Raw genomic sequence first — 23,766 nt, forward strand, 5'->3', positions numbered from 1 at the left:
AGGTGGTGCGCCGTGCCCGGACGGCGGCCCCGACGCGGGCGGTGCGCCATGTCCGGGCTGCGCAGGCGGGCCAGGCGGTGGCGTATGCAACGGCGAATTCGCCCGCGGCCGAGTCGGATCATGCGGCGTGACGGGCCGCGGCGGTTCGGGCGGGAGCTTCGCGAAATGCTGTGTCGGCGCCTCCGCCTCAATCTCCTCGACCGTGCGCGGCCGCCGCGGTGAACGCGACCGAGTGCTGGCGTTATCGGTGAGCGCGGGCATCTGCATCGTCACCGGATCGGTGATCGGCGTGGTCTTCACCAGGTCGACGACCTCGCCACCGCCGGGACGCTCGTCGTCCAGAATCGGCTCGCCGAGTCCGATCTTCTGCTGCACCTTCTTCATCCACGTCGGTGCCCACCAGCAGTCGTCGCCGAGCAGCTTCATGGTGGCCGGGACGAGCAGCATGCGCAGAATCGTGGCGTCGATGAACAGCGCCGCGATCATGCCGTAGGCCAGATACTGCATCATGACCAGGTCGGAGAAGGCGAACGCGCCGGTCACCACGAGCAGGATGAGTGCGGCGGCGGTGATGATGCGTCCGGTCTGCGCGGTGCCGATCCGCACCGCCTCGGTCGTCGAAGCCCCCTGCGTGCGCGCTTCGACCATGCGCGACAACAGGAATACCTCGTAGTCGGTCGAAAGACCGTAGATAACGGCGATGATCAGCACCAATACCGGCGACATGATCGGCTGCGGCGTGAAGTTCAACAGGCTCGCGCCATGTCCGTCGATGAAAATCCACGTCAAAATGCCGAGCGTGGAACCCAATCCGAGCGCGCTCATCAATGCGGCCTTGATCGGCAGCACCAGTGAGCCGAAGGTGAGGAACATCAGCAGCGTGGTCACGAACAGCACCAGCGCGATCATCAACGGCATGCGGTGCAGCAACGCGTCGATGCTGTCCTTCTGGATCGCGGGCTGTCCGCCGACATACATCTGCACGTCGTCGGGCACGTCGAGGGAGTTCAGATAGTCGATGGTCGGATCCGGATTCTCCGAATCCTCGAGCGTCGCGCTGGTGCGATAGACATTGGGGTCCGAGGACGAACGCGACGGCACGTCGAAGGTGCCGTTCAAGCCGGGCGCCTGCTTGGCCGCTGCCCACACCTTGCCGACGTCACTGCTGTTACCGGAGACGAAAACCAGCTGGATCGGATCGGACTTGCGTAGCGGGAAGATCGAATCGAACTTCGCCTGCGCGAGCCGGGTCGCGTTATCCGGCGGCAGGTACCGCTCGTTGATGCCACCGAAGGCCAGATTCTTGACCGGAATGATCAGCAGCAGCAACAGGATGCAGATCGGGATCGCGATCTTGAGCGGATGCTGCATCACCCAGCGGGTCGACTTGCCCCAGAAGCCGTTCTCGACTTCCTCGGCGGTCTTGGTCTTGCGGAAACGCTTGAGCCCGAGCATGTCCACCCGCGGCCCGAGAATGCTCAGCATCGCGGGCAGGATGGTGATGGCGGTCAGCGCGGCAAGCGAGACGGTCGCGATGGAGCCGTAGGCGATCGATTTGAGGAAGCCCTGCGGGAACAGCAGCATGCCGCCGAGGCTGGCGATGATCATGGTCGCGGAGAACACCACGGTGCGACCAGCGGTCATCACCGAACGGCGCACGGCCGCGCGAGTGTCGTACCCCTCGGCGAGTTCCTCGCGGAACCGACTCACGATGAACAGGCCGTAGTCGATGGCCAGACCCAGACCGATCATCGAAACGACCGGTGAGACAAACGAATTGACCTCGGTGAACTCGGTCGCGAACCGCACGATGCCCCAGGCGCCGATCACCGTGAGACCACCGACGATCAGCGGCAGCGCCGCCGCGACCACGCCGCCGAAGATGAAGAACAGCAGCACCGCGACCGCCGGGATGGCCAGGATCTCCATCCGCTTCTGGTCGGCGGCCATGGTGTCGTTCAGCGTGCCCGCCACCGCCTGCAGACCCGCGACCTGCACATCGACACCCGGAATCGCGAAGACATCCTTCACTTTCCGGAAGTTGCGCACCATATCGGTGTCGTTATTGCCCTGGATGGCGATCGAGGCGAAGGTGTACTTCTTATCCTTCGAACCGAACGTCAACGGGGAGGCCGGGCCGGTTTCGGTCTGCCAGTAGGCGCCGTTGATCTTGGCGATCTCGTCCGGATGTTCGCGCGGCAGCTTGTTCAGGCTGTCGACGATCTTCTGCCGGAACTCCGGATCATCGATCGTCTTACCATCCGGCGCGGTGTAGAGCACGATCACATCGCTGTTGTGATCACGTCCGAACGCCTCGTCGGACAACTTGGCCGCCTTGGCCGATTGCGAGGTGGGGTCATCCCACCCGCTGGAGCTGAGATGGTCTTCCAAGCCGAGGCCATAACCGCCGAGTGCCAAGAGTGCGGCCGCGACAAAGGCGATGACGGCGAAGCGCAGCCGGTAGACCAGATCGCCCCAGCGTGTGAACACTAAGCGACTCCTTGGGCAGGGCGAGAGGTGAGCAGCGCCGACAGCGGCCGGAACGGCTGCAGCCAAGCACCCTCGTCGGGCAGCGAGTCGAGGCTGACCCTGGGCAGCGGTTCACGGAACACGCCCGGGATGTCCTCGAGATCTATGAACTCGAGGGTATCGGATGTTACGGCCCAACTCGCATGCTCACGGAAGCCGAGTATCTGAACGGGGATTCCGTTGGCGGCCAATCGTTCGAGCGGTTCGCGGAATGCCTGGCCATCGGCGGAGGCGACCATGATGCCCGCCAGCCCGGCGCCGCGACTGCGTAGCTCGATGTGCGCGAGCATATCCGCGTCGACATCGGAGTCCTCATCGATTTTGGGCTTGGCGAAAACCGCGTAGCCGACATTGCGCAGCGCCTCCACCCACGGCCGCACCACATCCGCGGTGCCGGGCGCGATATTGGTGAAGACGGTCGCTTCCGGTTCGACCCGGGTCACGCTGCCCACCGATAGCTCGGCGGTGCGCGCGAGCAGCCAGCGGCCGAGCGCGTCGAAGCGCGGTCGATAGGCGGCGGTCGGGCGGCCGCCGAGGATCGCGCCGAGTCCCATATCGAGATTGGGCGCGTCCCAGACCAATAGCACCCGACGCACATCGGGTGTAACCGCGCCGATCACCTCGGATCCGGTTCCGTGCACCTCCCCGGCAACATCCACGACCTCATGGGCCATCTCACCGACACTCATCATTCGATCTTCCCCCATATGAACTCGTTGATGGCGCTTCCGGCGCGATGTGCCTTGCCTTCGAATTTGGTGACGGGCCTTTCGAAACCGATCGGCGCGCTGTCGCGATGTTCGGCGCTGACCCCGCCCGTGGTCTCGTTCAGGCCGATGAGCTGCGGTTCCGCCGCGCCGACCTCGGCGATGAATTCCGCGTAGTCGGCGTGGTCGGTCGCGACGTGCAACACACCGCCGGGCCGAAGGCGATTGGCGATCAATGCGAATGTCGCGGGCTGCAACAGCCGCCGCTTATGGTGTCGCGCCTTCGGCCACGGGTCGGGAAAGAAGACTCGAACGCCCGTGAGCGACTGCTCAGCAATCATGTTTTCCAACACATCCACGGCGTCGCCGCGCAGCAGGCGAATGTTGTCGATCTGCTCGCGCTCGATGCGCTGCACCAGTTGCGCGAGGCCGGGCTGATAGACCTCGATGCCGATGAGATTCAGATGCGGTTCCGCCTGTGCCATCGCGGCGGTGGCGGTGCCTGTCCCACAACCGATCTCGATGACGAGTGGGGCGTCCCTGCCGAACCAGGCGGCGGCGTCGAGTGGTTCGTCGGCCACATCCCGCCCGATCTTCGGCCAGGTGCGGTCCCAGGATTGCTGCTGGGTCGCGGTGAGTGCGCCCCGGCGCGAGCGGAAGCTCGTCACCCGGGGGTACAGACGAGAGCCCGAGCCTTTTCGGGATCCACCCTCGGCCGGAGCCGCGGCTGTGGACGGCGGTCCGGGAACTGACTCGGCAGTATGGTTCGCGGCGTCGTTCACGCGCTCCATTGTCCAGCATCGCAGGATGCGGGCAGCAAGCGGTCGTAGCGGATCGCTTGCGGGCACCCGAGACGAACGGTTATGCGGCGCGTACGCGGGGGATTCGAGTCGCGGGCTCGGTCTCCTGACGCAGCGGCTTGCCCAGCGCGACCTTGACCGCGGTGCCGAGCATTTCCCACAGCCCGCGCACGCCGGTCGGCGAGGCGGCGACCGACCACACCGTGCTGTCGCCGACATCGTGCACCGGCTTACCGGCGAGCCGATCGCTGAGCCAGTCCAGGCTGATCGGGGTGGCCAGCGGGAGCAGCGAGAAGTGCTCGCTGAGCCGGTCGCGCACATAGGTGACCTGCGCGCCGCCGCGGCGATACCGCTCGACCTGGCCGTCGACACCGTCCATGTGGATGATCTGGTCGTGCACCGGCTGCACCACCAGCAGTGGACAGGTCGGGGTGGAGTGTCCCAGGCGCAGATCGTCGAGCATGGCCCGCACATCGGGCGCGGCGAGCACCTCGGCGAGCGGACGGCTCAGATGGTGGCCGACATCCCTATTGACGAGTCCGAGCACCGCCACGACCGGCGTCGACCGTTCGGCGCGTTCGATGAGCCGGTGGCCCTCGGCATCGCATTCGCTCTCGAATACCGCGGCCAGCGCCGGGTAGAGCCTGCGCAGCACCGCGACCACCATCGCGGGCAGTCCGGCGTAGTGCCCGCCGTTGAGTCGGGTGAAGACCTGCCCGGGATCGCCGACCGGCGCGCCGAGCACCGCGCCGACGATGTCGAGCTCCGGTGCGTAGGTCGGCGCCATCTCGACCAGCCACGAACTGGCCATACCGCCACCGGAATAACCCCACACGGCGATTCGGGTCTCGGAATGCAGACCCAGTGGTGCGAAGCGCAGCGCCGCGCGGATCCCGTCGAGTCCGCGGTAGCCGGGCTCGCGTGGCGCGCCGAAATTCCCGTGCGGGCCCTCATGGTCGGCGATGCTCACCGCCCAACCCCGGCGCAGTGCGTTGGCGACCAGCATCCATTCCAATTGGGTGACCGAGCCGAGTGCGTGCGAACCGCGACGCAATGCGTAAGACGGGGAACATCGCTCTGTCACCGCGTCCATGGCGGTCTGGAAGGCCAGCAGCGGGCGGTCCTCGTTCGGGTCGGCGTCGAGCGGCAGCAGCACCGTGGTGACCGCCGCCTCCGGCGTGCCGTGCATGTCACAGCTGCGGTAGAGCAGTTGCCAGGCCGAGACCTGCTGCGGTACAAGGCCGAACAGTGCGAGTTCGACGCGGCGGCTGCGCAGGATGGTTCCCGCCGGACGAGCGGCGAAGCCTTTGGGTGGTCGGAGGAACGGATCGCTACTGGGTAGCAGTGGCTTCCGACTGCCGGACGCGTCCGGCTCAGCACCGATGACATCGACGGTCACGGCAACCTCCTCATCGAGACCAGCGGAACCGATTCCGCCTGGTCGGCTTGCCGTGTTCGAAAACCGAAGCTACGCACCGACTATGGTGCCGACCATCCCGCCAGATTAAGTGACCGGGGCATCTGTGGGAACCCCGAGGTAGGGGGCTTGCCGCCGCACTAGACTGCGCGCATGAGCAGACCGACTGTGTTCATCACCGGTGCGGCGGCGGGTATCGGCCGGGCCACGGCCCTACTTTTCGCTGCACAGGGGTATCACGTCGGTGCATACGATATCGATGAGGTGGGTCTGACCAGGCTCGCCGCCGACATCCACGCCGCCGACGGCAGTGTGCGCACCGGGGTATTGGATGTGACGAACGACACTCATTGGGCCGAGCGTCTGGCGGAGTTCAACGGTGACGAGAACCGCCTCGACATCCTCGTCAACAATGCGGGCATCCTGCGCGCGGGTCCGTTCGAATCGATCGACCTGGCCACCCACCAGAGGATCATCGATGTCAATCTCGGCGGGGTGATAGCGGGTACGCATGCCGCGTTCGACTATTTGCGCGATACGCCCGGTGCTCAGGTGGTGAATCTGTGCTCGGCCTCGGCGATTTACGGTCAGCCCGAACTCGCCAGCTACGGCGCGACCAAGTCCGCGGTCAAAAGCCTCACGGAGGCATTGGATCTCGAATGGGAGCACCACGATATCCGGGTGATCGCGGTGTGGCCGCTGTTCGTGGCCACCGCGATGGTGGACGGGATGGAGACCGGCGCGAGTAAGTCGCTCGGCGTGCGGTTGACCGCCGAGGATGTCGCGCAGGGGATCTGGGACGCGACCCGCAAACGCGGACGGCTGCCGCGCGTGCACTACGAAATCGGCGCGCAGGCAAAGGTATTGGCGGCCGCCGCGAAATACGCGCCGAACTGGGCCGTGCGGACCGCGAACAAATACTTCAGCGGCAGCTGATCTTTTCCAGCGACCGGTAAGCAGTCGCCAGCGGCCCGTCCGGGCGGTATGTCTGCAAGAATGGCGCACCGAAAAGGGGGTGTGCAGCTTTGCCGACAGCCACTGAATCCGACGGGCCACGGATCCGATCGAGCGGACCCGCACGGGAAATCGACCAACTCGACCAGCTGCTCGCGACACTGCGCTCGGGTGCCGATCCGCGGATCGTCGGCCAGGTGGGGACCGCCATCGCGCGGTGGCGTCGGCCGCCGCGCATTCAGGTGACCGGGCGGGCGCATACGGGACGGACCACGGTGCTGCACGCGTTGGCGTTGATGTCGGCGGTGGAGACGGCGCCGATCGATGAACCGGGGACGGCCGATCCCGAACTCGACGCCGACATCATCGTCTACGTCCTCTCCGGTGCGCCACAGCCAGCGGACCGGCGGATGCTGTCGGAATTGCCGCCGGAGCGCACGGTCGCGGTCTTGAACAAGGCCGATGCGATCGGGTCGCGCTGGGGTGATGCGGTCGCCGCCGCCGAGCAGTACAGCGGGGGCCTCGGCACCATCACGCTGCCGGTGGTCGCCTCGCTGGCCGTGCGCACCAGGGCCGGTACGGTGAGCGAGGCCGATATGGCCACGCTGCGCCGCTTGGCCGAGACCGCGGATCCGGCGCTCACGCTCTCGCCCGATCTGTTCGTCGCGGCATCGGCCGGACCCGATGTCGCCGAACGCGAAGAACTGCTGCGGCGCTGGGATCTGTACGGCGTGACCTGCGCGCTCTCCGCGCTGCGCCGGGACCCCGAACTCGGTCCGCACGCACTGCTGCAGATCATGCATGCGGCCAGCGGTATCGATCCGCTGCACCGTTTACTGCATCGCCGCTACGAACAGGTCTGCGCACTGCGCGGCGGCGAACTGCTCGACGAACTGACCCGCCTCGCCGCCCGCGCCGTACCCGTCGACGGCGCGAACGCGCGGGACGTGTTGGAGGACTACCTCTTCGGCGACGATGCCCTCTGGCTCGGCCTCTGCGCGGGCCTGGCCTACCCGGAGGTCGCCCACCTGGCCGCCGGATATCGCGCACCCGCACCCTCCGATGCCGACGACGCCCTGGCCCGCGCCGCCCGCTGGCGCGCGGTGGTCTCCAGCGACATGTCCCCCGCGGCTCGGCGCGCCGCCCTCCGCGTTCACAACGGTTACATCCGGCTATGGGAACGGATGAGCAGTGCTGGACTCTGAACAACCGGGTCCCGCGCGCACGGACGCCGCGGCCTCGCTCGAGCGCTATCAATCCGGCAGTGCTCCACACGAGTCCACGAGTGGTCCGGATGGGCCTGCCTCGCCGACGACCGGATCGCCGACGGGTGCGGGTGAATCTGATGGAGCGGTGCCGGGTTCGACTGTGTCGGCGGCGGGTGCGGGTGAAGCTGCTGCAGCGGTGGCGGGGTCGACTGTGGCGGCGGGTGCGGGTGAATCGACTGGAGCGGTGGCGGGCTCGACTGTGGCGGCGGCGGGTGAGGGTGAATCGGCTGGGGTCGTGGCGGGCTCGACTGTGGCGGCGGGTGCGGGTGAAGCTGCTGGAGCGGTGGCGGGGTCGACTGTGTCGGCGGCGGGTGCGGGTGAAGCTGCTGGGGCCGTGGCGGCCTCGACCGTGGCCGCGGCGGGTTCGGCAAGTGCGGACGAGGATCCGCCGCCCACTCCCGAGAAGCCGTCGCTGAGTCCGGAGGTCGAGGCGGTCATCGCGCGGTGGAATCCGCAGGGGATGGCGCTGTTGCGGGCGGTGCGGGGAACGGGCGTGGCGTCGGCGGTGACGTTGATCGGGCCCGATGACGCCAATACGAGTCTGTTGCGCACCGAGCTGGCGCGGTTCGAGCCGCGGATCCCGCTGTCGGATCCGGTGCCCGATGCGAGCGCCGCGGTGGAGACCACGTCGCCGTCGGGGAATGCGCCATCGGCGGTCGCGCTCATGCTGTTGGACGCGGGTAGTGCGCTCGGCGCGGACAACCTGCACGTGCTGCAGCGCCTGCGCGCCGACGGCACCCGGATCCTGCTCGCCATGAACGGCATCCACGCCTACCAGGACTGGCGCACGGTACAGGCGCACAACCTCGAACTGCTCGCCGCCCATGGCATCGAGGATCTGGAGATCGTGCCGGTCTCGGCGCGGCTCGCGGTGGCGGGTCGGTCGGCCGGGGATGCGGGTCTGATCGATCGCTCCGGCCTCGGCGCGCTGCATGCAGAACTCGCGGCGGCCACGGCGAGCACCCAATCCGACGACCGGGTCGCCGCCGTCACCACGCGCGTGCTGACCGATACCCGCCGACGGGTCGCCGAACAGGTCGCGGTGCTGCGTTCCGGCGCGGAACCGATCCAGTGGCGTGAGGAACGCGCCGTACTGCTCGCCGGACGCGACGGCGGTCGCGCCACCGCCATGTCAACCCTGCGCAGCCAGCTGCATCTGGCCCGCGTCGATCTGATGACCGATGTCGGGGCCAGGGTCCGCGCGCTGCACGCGGCCGCCCGTGGCGAACTCGACCGGCTGCGCCGCGCCGAATTCGGCGGCTATCCCGAACGTCTGCAGCAGGCGGTGAACGAGCTGACCAATGCCGTGGACGCAACCATCGACCAGCGGCTGTCCGAGCTCACCGACCGCCTCGGCGCGGCGGCGGAGCACGACCGCGACATGCCGATGCGCTGGCGCGATTCGGCCCCGCGTGTCGGCCCGGATCCGGAGCCAAGACACCGAGGTGTCGAAGATCACCTCATGATCGCGCTCGGCGCATCCGCTGGCGTCGGCATCGGCCGCCTACTGGTCGCTCCCTTCTCGCTCGTTCAGGCCATGGATTTCGCGACCGTACCGGTGACGCTGCTGCTCGGAGCGGGTGCGGCGGCCTGGGTGGTGCGGGCACGCGGCCAGGTCGCCGACCGTGCACACCTTCGTCAATGGGTCTCCGACGCGCTGGTGAATGTGAAGGCCCAATTGGAGCAGCGGGTCGCCACCGCGCTGGTGGAATCGGAGACCGCGCTATCGGACCGCGTCATGCGCGCGAGCACCGAGCGAATCGTCGAAATCGACCGTCAGGTGGCCGAATTGGAGGCCAGACTGCGCCGTGCCGCGGCCGAGCAACCGGGGCAGCTCGCCGCCTGCGAACGCGATATCGCCATCCTGGACCGATATCGGACTCTTTTGACTAGGTAACTTAGTGGGTACTCCTGGGGGAACCCGATTCCGTACTGGTCGTCACATCGCGTTAACCTCTTAAGCAGGAACCTGGGCGTCCGCTTCGTCCTTGTACGCGGTCCAGCCATGACGCGCTTTCGACTGGTCGTAGCGGGTGCCTTCCCGCCAACGGTGGCGCTCGGTGTGTTCGCGCTGGTCATGGGCCTTGCCGAAGCGACTGCTTGCAGGTCGCTCGAATGGTCAGCCCAGGCGGAAACATCGTGAACCGCCCATCTCAGGAGAGTTTTCATGACCTCAGCGACCATTCCTGGTCTTCGCGATTCCGACGGCAAGCAGCCGACCGAGCACAGCGAACTACTCGCCTGGGTACAGGAAGTCGCAGAACTCACTCAGCCAGAGCGAGTGGTCTGGGCGGACGGTTCCGACGAAGAGTGGGAGCGGCTGACCACCCAGCTCGTCGCGGCGGGCACCTTCAAGAAGCTCAACGAGGACAAGAAGCCGAACTCCTTCCTCGCCCTCTCCGACCCCTCCGATGTAGCGCGTGTCGAATCCCGCACCTACATCTGTTCGAAGACCGAGGCCGACGCCGGCCCGACCAACAACTGGGTCGACCCCGCCGAGATGCGCGCCACCATGACCGAGCTGTACCGCGGCTCGATGAAGGGCCGCACCATGTATGTGGTGCCGTTCTGCATGGGCCCGCTCGGTGCCGAGGACCCCAAGCTGGGCGTAGAGATCACCGACTCCGAATACGTCGTTGTCTCGATGCGCGTGATGACCCGCATGGGCGCCGCCGCGCTGGAGAAGCTCGGCGCCGACAAGCCGTTCGTGAAGGCACTGCACTCGGTCGGCGCGCCGCTGGCCGAGGGCGAGGCCGACGTGCCGTGGCCGTGCAACGACACCAAGTACATCACCCACTTCCCCGAGGACCGCGAGATCTGGAGCTACGGCTCCGGCTACGGCGGCAACGCGCTGCTCGGCAAGAAGTGCTACTCCCTACGCATCGCCTCGGCCATGGCCCACGACGAGGGCTGGCTGGCCGAGCACATGCTGATCCTCAAGCTGATCTCCCCGGAGAACAAGGCGTACTACATCGCCGCGGCCTTCCCGAGCGCCTGCGGTAAGACCAACCTCGCGATGATCCAGCCGACGATTCCCGGCTGGCGCGCGGAGACCCTGGGCGATGACATCGCCTGGATGCGTTTCGGCAAGGACGGCCGCCTGTACGCGGTGAATCCGGAGTACGGATTCTTCGGCGTCGCGCCGGGCACCAACTACAGCTCCAACCCCAATGCCATGGCCACCATGGAGGCGGGCAACACCGTCTACACCAATGTCGCGCTGACCGATCACAACGACGTGTGGTGGGAGGGCCTGGAGGGCGAGCCCGATCACCTGATCGACTGGAAGGGTAACGACTGGTACCTGCGGGAGACCGAAACCCTTGCCGCGCACCCGAACTCGCGCTACTGCACGCCGATGTCGCAGTGCCCGATCCTGGCTCCCGAATGGGACGACCCGCAGGGTGTGCCGATCTCGGCCATTCTGTTCGGCGGCCGCCGCAAGACCACGGTTCCGCTGGTGACCGAATCCTTCGACTGGCAGCACGGCGTCTTCATGGGCGCGACCCTGTCGTCCGAGCAGACCGCCGCCGCCGAGGGCAAGGTCGGCACCGTGCGCCGCGACCCGATGGCCATGCTGCCCTTCATGGGCTACCACGTCGGTGACTACCTGAACCACTGGATCAATGTCGGCAAGAACGCCGATGCGAACAAGCTGCCGAAGATCTTCTACGTCAACTGGTTCCGTCGCGGTGCCGACGGCCGCTTCCTGTGGCCAGGATTCGGCGAGAACTCCCGCGTGCTGGAGTGGATCGTCGGCCGCATCGAGGGTTCGGCGCAGGCCGAGCCGACCGCGATCGGCAATGTGCCCACCGCCGCCCAGCTGGACCTCGACGGTCTGAAGGTCGACCCCACCGATGTCGACGAGGCGCTCGCCGTGAAGGCCGACGAATGGCGCAAGGAGATTCCGCTCATCGAGGAGTGGTTCGAATTCGTCGGCGACAAGCTGCCTTCCGGCGTGCGCGACGAGTTCGAGGCCCTGAAGGAGCGCTTGGGCTCTGCCTGATTGCGGCACCTTCGGCGCCGCGTGTTCGCGGCCCCCTGGTGTCTCGCGTCCGAGCGGCCGAGACTCGCGACTTCGTCGCATGCGCTTCGGCCACTCGGCCGCGAGACGGGCCGCGAACGTCGCTCGTAAGACTCGCTCCGTGGTGGCTGAGTAATCGATGAACTCCTGGACCGCCCGTACCGTTTTCGCGCTGGTGCGGGCGGTTTCGTTTGTGCCGGAATGCTATTCGGAGAACGGCGCGCGGGCGATCAGCTGACGGAAGCCTGCCGTTCGGATGAGCCATCGCGCGCGCCCGTCCGGCACCGCGGCCGCCTCGTTCGTGAACGCCTCGGTCACATGCCGTTTGAAGTTGTGTCGCGGATTACGGTGCAGCAATTCGTCGACCCAGCTCGGATCGAGATCGGACATTCGCGCGCCGAACACATCCACGGCCGCACCGGCGGAAACGAAGCCGAGATCGTCGACGGTGTCGGCCACTCCGATGGTGAGATGCGCGGCGATCGCGGCGCCGATGGTCTGCGCCTGTTCCGGTGTCGCACCCGCGCCGAGGACGAACTCGACGGCACGCTCCGCCCCGGTCACCGCGAAACACCTTCCTGGCGTTGGGTGTTCGAGCCGCAGATCGTGCAGCAGGCAGGAGACGTAGGCCAGCTCGTCGTCGTATTTCGTGCCGTCGAACTCAGCGAGCGCGCGCCCGAAGAAGTAGCTCCGATAGGAGTGCTCCAACACGGGCGTCGAAAGACATTCCCGCGCTTCCTCTTCCGCGGCCTTGGCCAGCCTCGAATCGGGCAGTTGGAGTTCCGCGAAATCCACCCGCCCGCTCCGTCGCCGACCGAGCGCCAAGGCGGCCTGTCCGGCAACGAGCCGGGGTACGCCCGCGACGAGCTTGGCGGTCAGCTGCCTGCGCTGACTGCCGGAAAGCGCCCCACCGGTCCGCCTCGCCCATTCCCAATCCAGCCCCACAGGCGCACCCACGTCGCTCTCCTTCTCCTAGAACACCTCTCACCCCAGTGAACCCCCCACCCCCTCCACCGACGAGTGGCACAAACGCCACTAACCCTCCAATTCCCGCCAATCACCCGCCTACGGGTCCGACTGGACAGGCGATCACGGGGAAACTAGGGCGGCAAAACGCCCGAGAAGCCCCCGCCACCAGTGCCACCTGATCTTGATCGGACCTCAGCGGAAGTCGTGGGCGTGGTCCTGTGCCCACTGGGCGAAGGTGTGGGCGGGGCGGCCGGTGATGTCCGCTATGACGGTGGAGACCTGGGGTGGTTCGGTGACTCCGGATTTCCATCCGGTCAGGACGGCATCGACGCCGATCGCGGGCATGGTCTTGCTCAGCTCCACGCGGGCCTGCTCTTCGGAAATCACCTCGAAGGTGATTTCGCGATCGATGGCCGCGCCGATCTGCTGCACTTGCTCGCGCAGCGTCAGTGCCTCGGAACCCCAGACGGTATAGGCCTGGCCTTGGTGACCAGGTTCGGTGAGCGCGGTCACCGCGAGCGCGGCCAAATCCTTCTCGTGGATGGGTGCGGTCCTGGCATCGGGATACGGCATCCGGACGACACCGGCGTCACGGATGGAATGCTGCCACCACCACAGTGCGTTCGTGGCGAACATCCCGGGGCGGATGAAGGTCCATTCCAGATCGGACTTCTCGATGGCGGCCTCGATGGCGCTGTGCATCAACGCGATTGGATTGCTCGACGCATTGCTCTGCAGCACAGCGCCCGACGATAGGAACACCACGTGCCGTACCCCTGCTGCCTCGGCAGCCGCGACGAAACCATTGATGCCCTCGGGCTTGGCATAGAGGAATACGCGCTGCGCGCCTTCAAGTGCGGCGGGCAAGGTGTCGGGCTGCTCGAGATCGGCCGCGACGATCTCCGTGCCCGGCGGGAAAACTGCGGCGCCGGGGTCCCGGCTCGTCGAACGGACGTGTTCCCCTTTCGAAAGCAGGCCCCGCACCACGTGCCGACCGACATTGCCTCTGGCTCCGAAAACAACTGTGACCATGGCGGCAGCGTAAGCCGCCCGGCTTACCTCTGGTAAGGACATACCTTCGGGTAAGCTACAGAAATGGCGGTACGTTCCCAGGTCCAGCCCACCACCTGGCAGGGCATGAGTGACGCATTCAACACCGAGTGCCCGGCGCGTGAGGTGCTCGATCACATCACGAGTCGCTGGGGCATGCTGATCCTGACCACGCTGACCGACGGGCCACTGCGGTTCTCGGAGTTGCACACCAAAATCGGTGGTATCAGCGAGAAAATGCTCTCGCAGACGTTGCGCACGCTCGGCCGCGACGGGTTGATCGCGCGCACTGTCGAGCCAAGCACACCACCGCGGGTCAGCTATGAACTCACCGAACTCGGTCATGGGCTCACCGAGTCGCTGCACCAGTTCCTCGGTTGGATCCGTCAGCACACGGCCGAGGTCATTGCCGCCCAGCGTCGCCACGACCGCCAGCGGATCGCCCCTGCAACATAGAGTCGCCCAGTCGGAACGCTCCGCCTACACGCATAGATCCGGCGGAAGCCCGCCACCAAGCTCGCCAGTGCTGTCAGCAAAGGCATCGCAAAGCGTTCGGTTATCGCGCACAGGGTATGCGCTGTGCGCGATAGCTCGAGAGTGTGCGTCAGCCCAGGGATCCGGGCAATCGGGTGCCGATTGAACTGGCGCAGGCGAGGTTCGCAGTCCAGTAGATGAGGCGTCGCGCGGTGTGGGAGCCAGGCTCGTGGTGCGGTAGATGAGCCGTTGCGCGGTGTGGGAGCCGGGCTCGCAGTGCAGTGGATGAGGTGTCTCGAGTGTGGAAGGTGGACGTCGTGCTGCTGTGTGGAAGGTGGGGCGTCGCGCGGTGTGGAAGGTGAGGCGTCGGCGCAATGTAGGTGCCGGGCTCGCAGGGTGGGCGGGACGTACCTCGAGACACCGGGTGCGCGGCGTGGTGGCAGGACTTACATTGATGCTCGGATTAGTGCCACACTCGGCATGTGAAGCAGGTAGTCGCGCTGGCGTTGGACGGTGTCATGACCTACGACCTGGCTTGCGCGGTGCAGGCGTTCCGCCACGGTCCAGGCAAGACCGGGGAGCCGGTGGGTTTCGAAATGCGGACGTGCGGCGTGCGCCCGGGCCCGGTGTGGACTCCGAACGGTTTCGAACTCCGGGTCGACGCGGGGCTCGAGGCGCTGGCGAGCGCCGACATCGTGGTGGTGCCTGGCATCGGATTGCCCACATTGCCGCCCGCCGATGAAGTGCTCGACGCGCTGCGGGCCGCATCGGCACGCGGCGCGACCATGGTGAGCATTTGCGTGGGCGCATTCATTCTGGCTCGGGCTGGACTATTGGACGGGCGGCCCGCCACCACCCACTGGGCGTATTGCGATGAATTCGCTGAACTGTTCCCGGCGGTCAAGCTCGACCCCGCCGCCCTTTATGTGGACGATGGCGATGTGCTCACCTCGGCGGGGTTGTCCGCGGGCATGGACCTATGCCTGCATATCGTGCGTCGCGAACTGGGCGCGGGTGTGGCGGCCGATTTGGCCCGCTGGAATGTGACCCCACCGCACCGTGAGGGCGGTCAGGCGCAATACATTCCGGATGCCTTGGGCGGCAATGACTTCCCCGGCGCGCTGGCCGCGACCATAGCCTGGGCGGCGGCGAATCCGGCAGCGGTGCCGGATGTTTCGGCGCTTGCTGGACATGCGCTGATGAGTGAGCGAACATTCATCCGTCGATTCAAAGCCGAGGTGGGCACTACGCCGCGGCGCTGGTTGGAGGCGCAGCGCACGGTGCGTGCCAGGGAGTTGCTGGAGACTACCGACCTGCCCGTCGATGTTGTTGCGGCACAGTCCGGATTCGGTAGCGTTACCGCGCTGCGGGCGCATTTGCGCGCGGCAACCGGGACGACGCCCGCCGGTTATCGCCGGTCGCTGCGCCGCTAGCGGATCTCGTCGGTGGCTGCGCGTACCGTGCGGTATTGATCGGCCGATGTTCTCGGATTGTCGGATCTGAAGCCGCCGGTGCGCTACCGTTGATTTGCCCGGACGCGGTTCGTACTAAAGGAAAGCATGGGGCTTATGCTCTGCATGTTCTCCGTCTCATGACCGACCGGCTCGATTGCCAAATATTCACTGCACGACTTGGATCGACTGAACTACTTCCCTTTCGACTCGCGAAGCCGCATACCAGCGACCGCGAGGAGACGACGCTCGAGAGGTGGTTGGAGCATGACCGATCTGGACATCGCCCGGATGGCGCCGCAGGTCGCCGGTATCGAGCTGGCGACCGCGAGCACCCCGCTGCGGCGCGCTGCCGGACGTTTGCAGGATGCGCTGCCGCCGGGTTGGCATGTCGAAATCGTCGACGCCGGTGCGCCGAGCATCCTCGACGCTCCGGGCCGCGAGCCGGTGGTCCGGGTGGTTATGCCGGGGAATTGACTACCCCGTCCATCCCATCGGCATGAGCAGGGACTTCTGCTCGCAGAATGCGTCCAGACCTTCGGGTCCGTTCTCGCGGCCGAGGCCGGAGTTCTTGTATCCACCGAACGGTGCGCTCGGGTCGAACGCATACCAATTGATCGCATAGGTGCCGGTGCGCACCCGTGCCGCGATTTCCGCGCCGTGCTCGATATCCGCGGTCCAGACCGAGCCCGCCAGGCCGTATACGGAATCGTTCGCGATGGCCACCGCTTCGTCCTCGGTCTCGTACGGGATGACCGACAGCACCGGGCCGAAAATCTCCTCCTGCGCGATCGTCGACTTGTTGTCGACATCGGCGAAGATGGTCGGCTCGACGAACCAGCCGCGGTCCAGGTCTGCCGGGCGACCGCCGCCGAGCGCCAGTCGGGCGCCCTCTTCCTTGCCCTTGGCGATATAGCCTTCGACACGGTCGCGCTGCCGCTCGGAGATCAGTGGGCCGAAGGTCGTCGCCGGATCGGTGGGATCGCCGGTTTTCAGCGTCTTGACGTGCTCGACCAGCGCGTCCAGGATCTCGTCGTAGCGGCTGCGCGGCGCGAGAATGCGGGTCTGCGCGACGCAACCCTGGCCGCTGTTCATCAGACCGGAGAACGCGAGCACCGGAATATTGGCGATATCCATATCCGGCAACAGGATTGCCGCCGATTTGCCGCCGAGCTCGAGCGAGACGCTCTTGAGCTGTCCGGTCGCAATGGCGCCGATCTTGCGGCCGACCGCGGTGCTGCCGGTGAAGGTGATCTTGTCGACGCCCGGATGCGAGACCAGATACTCCGCGGCATCCGCCTCGGCGGGCAGGATCGACAGCACGCCCTCGGGCAGGCCCGCCTCGGTGAAGATTTCGCCGATCTTATTGGCGGTCAACGGAGTCAGCGGCGCGGGCTTGAGCACCACCGTGCATCCGGCGAGCAATGCGGGCGCGAGCTTATTGGCCGCGAGGAACAGCGGGACATTCCATGCCGTGACCGCCGCGACCACGCCGCGCGGTTCCCGCGAGACCCGCGCGGTGCCGAACAGACCGGTGCGGGTTTCGTTCCAGGGGAAGGACTCGGCCAGTCCGGCGTAGGCGTCGAGCGCGGCCACGGCCGGAATCTGGTTGAGCGTCATGGCGATCATCTGCGGCGCGCCCATTTCCGCGGTGAGCGTGGCGAGCAGATCGGCCGAACGCTCCTCGATCAGGCGGGCGGCGCGCGTCAGAACCTCGGCACGCTCGGCGGGCGGCGTGGACGGCCACGGACCGTTGTCGAAGGCGTGCCGGGCGGCGGCGACGGCGGCGTCGACATCGGCGCGACCGACCACCGGGACGCTGCCCACCGGCTCGACCGTCGCGGGCGAGATGACCTGGAGGCGCTCGGTGGCGGCGGGCGCGGTCCAGCGGCCGCCGATGAACAGGCTGTCGTAATGCATGAGAACACGTTACAGTTTTGCGGCCGGATTGTCTGTAACGTGTTCCAGTTTTCTATACCGTCGACTTCCTGAGCAGCGCGAATTCCGACCTGTTGGTTCGCTTTTCAGAGAACGCACTATTGCGTTCTGTTGCTGCACCGGTCATGCTGTAGCTACTGATCAGCTCGCTCGCTTCATGAACCGATTACGCAATTGGGGAGTCAGAGCCATGGCGGTGCAAGTGATCGGTCGGTCGCTGATGACCAGCGACCAGACCGAGCATCAAGCTAAAAGCGTCGGCGCAGGTGGGTGGGTGGTTTCCTTCCTACCGGGCCGGACGCTGACCATCGAGCAGGCTACGGCCGCGATGCAGGCCGCCGAGGCGGTCGCCGTCGTCGGAATGCTGGCTGATCAGGTCGGCCTAACCACCCTCGAGACGGTTGGCTTGGCCATTCAGGAATCACCATGGGCAGCCACGCTCAACGCATGCGGGCGCAGGAACTGGCGCCGGGGCTGGCTGGAGAAGTAGCGCTACGGCTTGGTGGCCACTACCACCAGATTGCTCACCAGTAACTCTCGCACTACGGGTACGCGAACCACCCACCAGGCCCAATGTGGGTGGTAGCGGGGGAAAACGATGCGCACATCCGCGGAAGTGGCTGCCGCCCAACGCAACCCGTCGGCGGCGCCGACCGCGAACAGCGATCTGCCGAAGCGGTTCTTCGGTTCCCGGCCGGTCTTGCGACGGTATCGTCGCGCGGCGTACTCGCCGCCGAGGTAGTGCCACGGTCCGGTCTCATGGCCGCCGAACGGGCCGTGCCACACCGTGTACGACAGCACGATCAGGCCACCCGGACGAGTGACCCGCACCATTTCGTCGGCCATGACCCACGGCTGCGGCACATGCTCGGCGACGTTCGAGGAGAAGCAGATGTCGACCGCATTGTCGCGGAACGGCAGTGCCATGCCGGACCCGCGGACCGCACCGGTCACCGACAGTCCGGCGGCATGCATCTCCGATGGGTCGGGTTCGACGGGGATATAGCGTGCACCGGTCTTGACGAATTCGTCCGCGAAGTAGCCGGGGCCGCCGCCGACATCCAGGATGGTCGCGCCATCCAGGCCGTGTCCGGTGACATCTGTGTAGAAGTCGCCGATCATCGCCGCGCTGTCGGCGGCCAGACCGCCGTAGAACAGTGCGGGATCGGTCTGCTCGAACCGGAAACTGCCGAGCAGCCGCAGCGACCGGCGTAAGGTCGCCCGCCGCGCGAACCGGGACATGGCTCGTCCGCGCCGTGCGGCGTGCGCCATCACGGCCTGGGCTGGCTCGGTTTCAGCTCTCGGCACGGCGCAGAGTCTCGCATAGTGCGGTCAATGCGCCGCCGTCCCGCCTGCCCAGGGTGGGAATTCCCGCGCGGTGCGGACGGGCCGCTCGGTGGCGCGGGTTAGGGTGTACGGCGATATCCGTGACCTGCTGACCGAGAGAAGCTCCACCGTGCGCGAAGTCCTCCTGCTGTGCTGGCGTGACACCGGGCACCCGCAGGGCGGCGGCAGCGAACGGTACCTGGAACAGGTCGGCGCGCAGCTCGCCGCACGCGGGGTCAAGGTCACCCTACGCACCGCGCGCTATCCGGGCGCACCGAAGCGGGAGCGCATCGACGGCATCGATATCAGCCGGGCGGGCGGACGGTTCTCCGTCTATCCGCGGGCGCTGGCCGCGATCGCACTCGGACGGCTCGGCATCGGGCCGCTGCGTGGGCTGCGGCCCGATGCGGTGATCGATACCCAGAACGGGATCCCGTTTTTCGCCGGTGCGGCGACCAAGGCGCCGTCGGTGGTGCTTGTGCATCACGGCCATCGGGAGCAGTGGCCGGTCGCCGGACGGTTCGTCGGGCGGATCGGCTGGTGGATCGAATCGCGGCTGTCCCCTCGGGTGCATCGGCACAACCAATACCTGACCGTTTCGCTGCCCTCGGCCGAGGAACTGGCCACGCTGGGGGTAGACGGTTCCCGCATCGCTGTGGTTCGCAATGGCGCTGAACCCGTTCCCGTGGACGCGCCGACCGGCTGCGCCGAGACACGCACCGAAGAGCCGCGCATCGTGGTGCTCTCGCGACTGGTGCCGCACAAGCAGATCGAAGACGCATTGGAGGCAGTCGCTCGACTACGGAGTCGGATACCCGGCCTGCGGCTCGATGTGATCGGCGACGGCTGGTGGGCGGACAACCTGAAGGCCGACGCGCGTGCCCTCGGCATCGCCGATGCGGTCACCTTCCACGGCCACGTCGACGAGCGGCGCAAACACGAATTGCTCGCGCGCGCATGGGTACATGTGCTGCCGTCGCGTAAAGAAGGCTGGGGCCTGGCCGTCATCGAGGCGGCGCAACACGGGGTGCCGACGATCGGTTACCGAAGTTCGCGTGGACTCACCGATTCCATTGTCGACGGGGTGACCGGGGTGCTCGTCGACGATGTGAGCCAGCTCTGCGAGTCCGTCGGTGAGCTCATCGATGACACCGAGGCGCGTGCCGTCATGGGGGAGAAGGCCCGTGCTCGTGCGCGTGAATTCTCTTGGGAGCAAACCGGGAACGGTGTGTACGAGGTGCTCGCGGCAGCGGCTCGAGGTGAACACACCTCCGGGCTCATCCCACCTGGGCCCTGATCAGCTGGCGTCTGCTGGCCAGGCGAATTCGTCGGTGACGGTGCGGCGTTGCGTTGGCGAGGCCTGTGCATTCGATCTGGTCGGCGTGGTGCGTCGGCTCCAGTCCGTTGGGCTCGTGCGGCTTGTGGGTGACTGTGCGGCGTCGCGTTGTCGAGGCCTGTGCATTCGAGCTCGGAGTCGGCCTGGTGCGGTCGGCTCTAGTCCGGCAGCGGTCGTGCGACTGATCTGTCGGTGATCCGCGCGCGGTGTCGTGGCCAGTGGGGAGTCGGCGCATGGTGTGCTCGGATCCAGCCTGGTTGCGGTTCTATCGCATATCCAATGAGTATCGCGCAAAGGGTATGGCTTGTGCGAGATAGCGATTGGGTGTGCGTGGTGCAGCTCGGTGGGAACGCCGTCAATGGGTTTCATGTCGTGGGCGCAATATGGCTGCTAGCAGCAGGCCACCGACCAGGAGGGCGGCCCAGAGGATGTGGGCGGCGTATGCGATCGCACGGTGTGTGGACTGTGCACCTTTGTCTGTGGTGTGGGGGACGCGGTAGAGGGCCAGTTGGGAGTCGGCGTAGACCGATTCCAACTGGGCGAGCGTGGTTTCAGACTCGCCGAGCGGTCCGGGGGTGGTGCGTTCGACGAGAACCCAGCCGACTCCGAACTCACCCAACCGCTGTGCCGAATCACCATGCAGCAGGGCGGTTTCCACCTCCCGCGCCCTTGCTCCCTCACCGGCCACGGTGCGCCCGTGCACCGGAAGCTCACCGGTCTGCAACACATCGCGCGGCAGCATCCGCGGCGCCGGATCCAACACCGCCACCTTGCCGCTGTACGGAAACTTCCGAAACATCCCACCGGGCAATACCGCAATATCTCCGGGCCCGTCGATCCGCTCCGCAACCCGCTGCCAGCCGATCGGATAATGCACCGGCTTCAGCGCGCCACCGACGCCCCAAGCCAAATCGAACAGCGGCAGGACCAGCAGCGCAATGAATACCGTTGCGATCAAAGCCATCCCAGCCGAGCCGGCGGACTCCTTCGCCACGAAGCGCGCTGCGACGGCTCGACACCCAGCGGCGGCGCACAGCGCATAGGCGGGCATGGCGAGCGCCACATACTTCTGCGTATCCCGCAACAACCCCGCCCCCGGCACATGAGCGACAAGCCATTCCATCCCGCTCATACCCCACGACGTCGCCCCGAGCGCGGGCAGGATGATTGCGAAAGCCGCTAGTACCAGTAGCGCGCGGCCAACTCGCAGGCTCCCGCGGTCGCTGCCGTCAGCGGAAGCGGCGTTGTCTACCCTTGCGGGGATTTTCGCAGCTCCGAGGGACTCCGAATGGGTTGTAGGGCTCTCGGACTCGACGTTATGGGATCGGCCGATTGCCGTCTCTCCGGTTTTCCCGACCTGTGCTTGCGTCGAATCGGTTGTGGTCGTGTCGGGTTCGACGTCACGTGAATGGCCGATTGCGGCATCGCCGGTGGTCTGGCCCTGTGGTTGCGTCGAATCGGTTGTGGCCGTGCGAGGTTCGATGTCAACGGCATCGAGGCGGGAGGTCGCGGCGCCGTTAGGGATTTCGGAACCAGGGGCTTGTGGATTGGTTGTGGGGGTAGTGGATTCACTGGCACATGCGGTGCTGGTCGGTGGTGTGGTTTTGCCTTTTTTCGCGCGCCAGCTGGACGCCCGCGAGCGGCACCTCGGTGACCTACACAGATATCGACGCACGCGAGGCCATGCTGGCCGAGGGCGCGCTGGCTCGACGATTCCGGGGGGAGCACCCGATTTTCCGGCGGTGGTGCGGATGCCGATGGCTACGAGGGCGAGGAGTAGGGCGGTGGCGATCAGGGCGAGGGGAGTGGTGCGGGAGCTGGGGACCGCGTCGGCGTTCCAGATTCCGCCGAGTCCGGCCAGCGAGCCGAGTGTGCCGAGGGCAGGTTCGGCGCGGGCGGCGAAGGCCGCGATTCCGGCCGGGTCGGAGGGCGCGGTCCCGGCACCCGACAAAGCCGTCGCCGCCAACCAGGGCGCGGACGCCGCCGAGAGCAGTACCAGCGCCCCGAGCACATTTCGTCGCCCGACCAGCACCACCGCAGTCGTGCCCGCCAACAGAGCACCAGTCGGCGTCAGCCCTGCCACCGCAAAACACCCGGCCAGGGCACCCCAGGAACCGACCGCGCCCGCACGTGTCCCCGCGTCGGAGTCGTTCTTTCGTCGGCTCATGATCCGAATTCGATAGGCAGTCAGCGCGGCCCAGGAACCGACCGCGCCCCCAAGTGCCCCGGTGTCGGAGTCGTTCGCCGGTCGGCGCTTGATGCGAGCTCGATAGGTGATCAGTGCGGCCCAGGGACCGACCGCGCCGCCGCGGACGCCCGTGTCGGAGTCTTTTACCTGTCGGCGCTTGATGCGAGTTCGACAGGCGGCCAGGGTGCCCCGGGGATCGGCTGCATCGCCGCGTGCCCTCGTGTGTGAGTCGTTCGTTCGTCGGCCCCTGATCCGAATTCGATAGGTGGTCAGCGCGGCCCAGGGACCGACCGCGCCCCCGCGTGCTCTCGTGTCGGAGTCGTTTGTTCGTCGGCGCTTGATGCGAGTTCGACTGGCGGCCGGTCCGCCCCATGGCCCCGCGTCGGAGCCACTAGCCCGTCGTCCTCTTTCGCGAATTCGGTAGGCGGCCAGTGCGGTCCATGGCAGGGCCGCGTAGCCGGTCAGCAGGCTCCAATGGCCTTGGAGCAAGCGTTCGGCTACGTATGGGTTCCAGAGCGCGGCGGTGACGGCGACCAATTGCGGTCCGAGCGATACCCGGAGCAGTTCCCTGGCCAGCACCGCGGCCCCGTACCCGGCCGCCCACAGCGCCATGAGCAGGATCGTCTTGACGATCAGCCCGCCGTCGACGATCGGGGACAGTGTGGCAAGCAGCACATCCTGCGGAACCGCTCGCGGAGCGGCGTCGCCGAGCCCGAGCGCCGAGTCGGTCGGATACGACCGAGGTGTGCTCACCGCATCTCGCAACAGCAGGTAGCCCGGGCCCAACAGTGGCCCCGCGGTCACCACTGCCAGCGATCCGCTGTAACCGGCGGGGACGAACCTTGCCCACCGGTTGCGTCGAGCCTGGCCGCTGCCACTCACGCCTGTGCACCTTACGTACCGCCGAGCAAACCACCACGGCCCGGTACCGACCGCCTTCTTTCACGGGGAGTACAAGCGCTCTGGTACCCGCGCCAGCTCTGCGGCGAGGTGGCGGATTCGCTCCAGTGCCGCCGCCGTCGACGAAGCGCAATGCCGAACTCATCTTGCTCGCCGGTTCGACGGGCATAGTCACCGTTTCGCTGTTCCTGGTGGAGGCGAGGAATATTCGGTCACCCGGGGTATCGCCAAGTACGGTCTGGCCTATCCGGCGCATCTCGCGGTGCGACGCTTCGCCCCGTTTGCCGATGCACTGCTCTTACCGTCAAGCGGGTGTGCGGCCGAGGGTGATGTGGCGTCGGTGCAGCCGGTCTGCATATCGATCTACCACCGGTCTCACAAACCAGGCGATCGCCGAGTCCGGCTGATGGCCGAGTCCGGCTGATGGCCGAGTCC

18 protein-coding genes are annotated in these 23,766 nt (G+C 66.7%); 9 read left to right on the forward strand and 9 right to left on the reverse strand.

The window, feature by feature from the left end:
* The 4 genes from NA5_RS31055 to NA5_RS31070 form a co-directional block, all read right to left on the reverse strand.
* Positions 1–2,490 (reverse strand): MMPL family transporter (locus NA5_RS31055; protein WP_062992488.1); only part of this gene is annotated, 2,490 nt, incomplete at its 3' end.
* Entirely contained in the window at positions 2,490–3,218 is a 729-nt protein-coding gene (locus tag NA5_RS31060; RefSeq protein ID WP_084484555.1) for an NYN domain-containing protein, read from the reverse strand. The genes NA5_RS31060 and NA5_RS31055, both read right to left, overlap by 1 nt.
* Positions 3,218–4,027: a tRNA (guanosine(46)-N7)-methyltransferase TrmB gene (gene trmB, locus NA5_RS31065; RefSeq protein WP_174555291.1), complete on the reverse strand. Its 810-nt coding sequence runs from the start codon at positions 4,025–4,027 to the stop codon at positions 3,218–3,220. The genes NA5_RS31060 and trmB overlap by 1 nt, the downstream gene beginning before the upstream one ends.
* 70 nt (positions 4,028–4,097) lie before the next feature.
* Positions 4,098–5,435, reverse strand: coding sequence for a lipase family protein (locus NA5_RS31070; protein ID WP_062992490.1), 1,338 nt, complete (start codon positions 5,433–5,435; stop codon positions 4,098–4,100).
* Positions 5,436–5,606: 171 nt separating this feature from the next.
* Between NA5_RS31070 and NA5_RS31075 the strand changes: the two genes are divergently transcribed.
* The 4 genes from NA5_RS31075 to NA5_RS31090 all read left to right on the forward strand — a co-directional run bounded on the left by NA5_RS31075 (position 5,607) and on the right by NA5_RS31090 (position 11,681).
* Positions 5,607–6,389 (forward strand): SDR family oxidoreductase, encoded by a 783-nt coding sequence (locus tag NA5_RS31075; protein ID WP_062992492.1) that lies wholly within the window; start codon positions 5,607–5,609, stop codon positions 6,387–6,389.
* An 89-nt stretch (positions 6,390–6,478) separates the two neighbouring features.
* Positions 6,479–7,612, forward strand: a complete 1,134-nt coding sequence (locus NA5_RS31080) for a hypothetical protein (RefSeq protein WP_062992494.1) — start codon at positions 6,479–6,481, stop codon at positions 7,610–7,612.
* A 247-nt stretch (positions 7,613–7,859) separates the two neighbouring features.
* Complete coding sequence (locus NA5_RS31085; protein WP_245672479.1) at positions 7,860–9,572, forward strand: hypothetical protein; 1,713 nt, start codon at positions 7,860–7,862, stop codon at positions 9,570–9,572.
* A gap of 270 nt (positions 9,573–9,842) precedes the next feature.
* A complete protein-coding gene (locus tag NA5_RS31090; protein ID WP_062992496.1) occupies positions 9,843–11,681 on the forward strand; it encodes a phosphoenolpyruvate carboxykinase (GTP) in 1,839 nt (612 codons plus the stop codon).
* Positions 11,682–11,903: 222 nt separating this feature from the next.
* Here NA5_RS31090 and NA5_RS31095 read toward each other — a convergent pair whose 3' ends face one another.
* Positions 11,904–12,656 (reverse strand): HD domain-containing protein, encoded by a 753-nt coding sequence (locus NA5_RS31095; RefSeq protein ID WP_062992498.1) that lies wholly within the window; start codon positions 12,654–12,656, stop codon positions 11,904–11,906.
* A 204-nt stretch (positions 12,657–12,860) separates the two neighbouring features.
* Positions 12,861–13,700 carry an SDR family oxidoreductase gene (locus NA5_RS31100; RefSeq protein ID WP_062992499.1) on the reverse strand — a complete coding sequence of 280 codons (840 nt, stop codon included), beginning with the start codon at positions 13,698–13,700 and terminating at the stop codon, positions 12,861–12,863.
* Positions 13,701–13,763: 63 nt separating this feature from the next.
* Between NA5_RS31100 and NA5_RS31105 the strand changes: the two genes are divergently transcribed.
* The 3 genes from NA5_RS31105 (at position 13,764) to NA5_RS31115 (ending at position 16,120) form a co-directional block, all read left to right on the forward strand.
* Positions 13,764–14,174, forward strand: coding sequence for a winged helix-turn-helix transcriptional regulator (locus tag NA5_RS31105; RefSeq protein ID WP_062992501.1), 411 nt, complete (start codon positions 13,764–13,766; stop codon positions 14,172–14,174).
* 500 nt (positions 14,175–14,674) lie between these two features.
* Positions 14,675–15,625: a GlxA family transcriptional regulator gene (locus NA5_RS31110; protein ID WP_084484557.1), complete on the forward strand. Its 951-nt coding sequence runs from the start codon at positions 14,675–14,677 to the stop codon at positions 15,623–15,625.
* Positions 15,626–15,910: 285 nt separating this feature from the next.
* Positions 15,911–16,120, forward strand: coding sequence for a hypothetical protein (locus tag NA5_RS31115; RefSeq protein ID WP_063813704.1), 210 nt, complete (start codon positions 15,911–15,913; stop codon positions 16,118–16,120).
* On the opposite strand, the gene NA5_RS31120 is transcribed toward NA5_RS31115, so the two are convergent.
* Entirely contained in the window at positions 16,121–17,563 is a 1,443-nt protein-coding gene (locus tag NA5_RS31120) for an aldehyde dehydrogenase (protein WP_062992503.1), read from the reverse strand. It abuts the gene before it with no gap.
* A gap of 208 nt (positions 17,564–17,771) precedes the next feature.
* On the opposite strand from NA5_RS31120, the gene NA5_RS31125 reads away from it, so the two are divergent.
* Entirely contained in the window at positions 17,772–18,071 is a 300-nt protein-coding gene (locus tag NA5_RS31125; protein WP_062992505.1) for a hypothetical protein, read from the forward strand.
* A gap of 2 nt (positions 18,072–18,073) precedes the next feature.
* Here the strand turns inward: NA5_RS31125 and NA5_RS31130 are convergent, their stop codons facing one another.
* The gene (locus tag NA5_RS31130) at positions 18,074–18,853 is read right to left on the reverse strand and encodes a class I SAM-dependent methyltransferase (protein ID WP_062992507.1); all 780 of its coding nucleotides are present in this window, start codon (positions 18,851–18,853) and stop codon (positions 18,074–18,076) included.
* A 184-nt stretch (positions 18,854–19,037) separates the two neighbouring features.
* Here NA5_RS31130 and NA5_RS31135 point away from each other — a divergent pair, with 184 nt between their 5' ends.
* Positions 19,038–20,204: a glycosyltransferase family 4 protein gene (locus NA5_RS31135; RefSeq protein WP_062992520.1), complete on the forward strand. Its 1,167-nt coding sequence runs from the start codon at positions 19,038–19,040 to the stop codon at positions 20,202–20,204.
* A 394-nt stretch (positions 20,205–20,598) separates the two neighbouring features.
* Here NA5_RS31135 and NA5_RS42545 read toward each other — a convergent pair whose 3' ends face one another.
* A complete protein-coding gene (locus tag NA5_RS42545; RefSeq protein WP_245672480.1) occupies positions 20,599–23,313 on the reverse strand; it encodes an MmpA family trehalose lipid delivery protein in 2,715 nt (904 codons plus the stop codon).
* Between the last annotated feature and the right edge of the window lie 453 nt (positions 23,314–23,766).

The sequence above is a fragment of the Nocardia anaemiae NBRC 100462 genome (assembly GCF_001612725.1).
Classification (GTDB): Bacteria; Actinomycetota; Actinomycetes; order Mycobacteriales; family Mycobacteriaceae; genus Nocardia; species Nocardia anaemiae.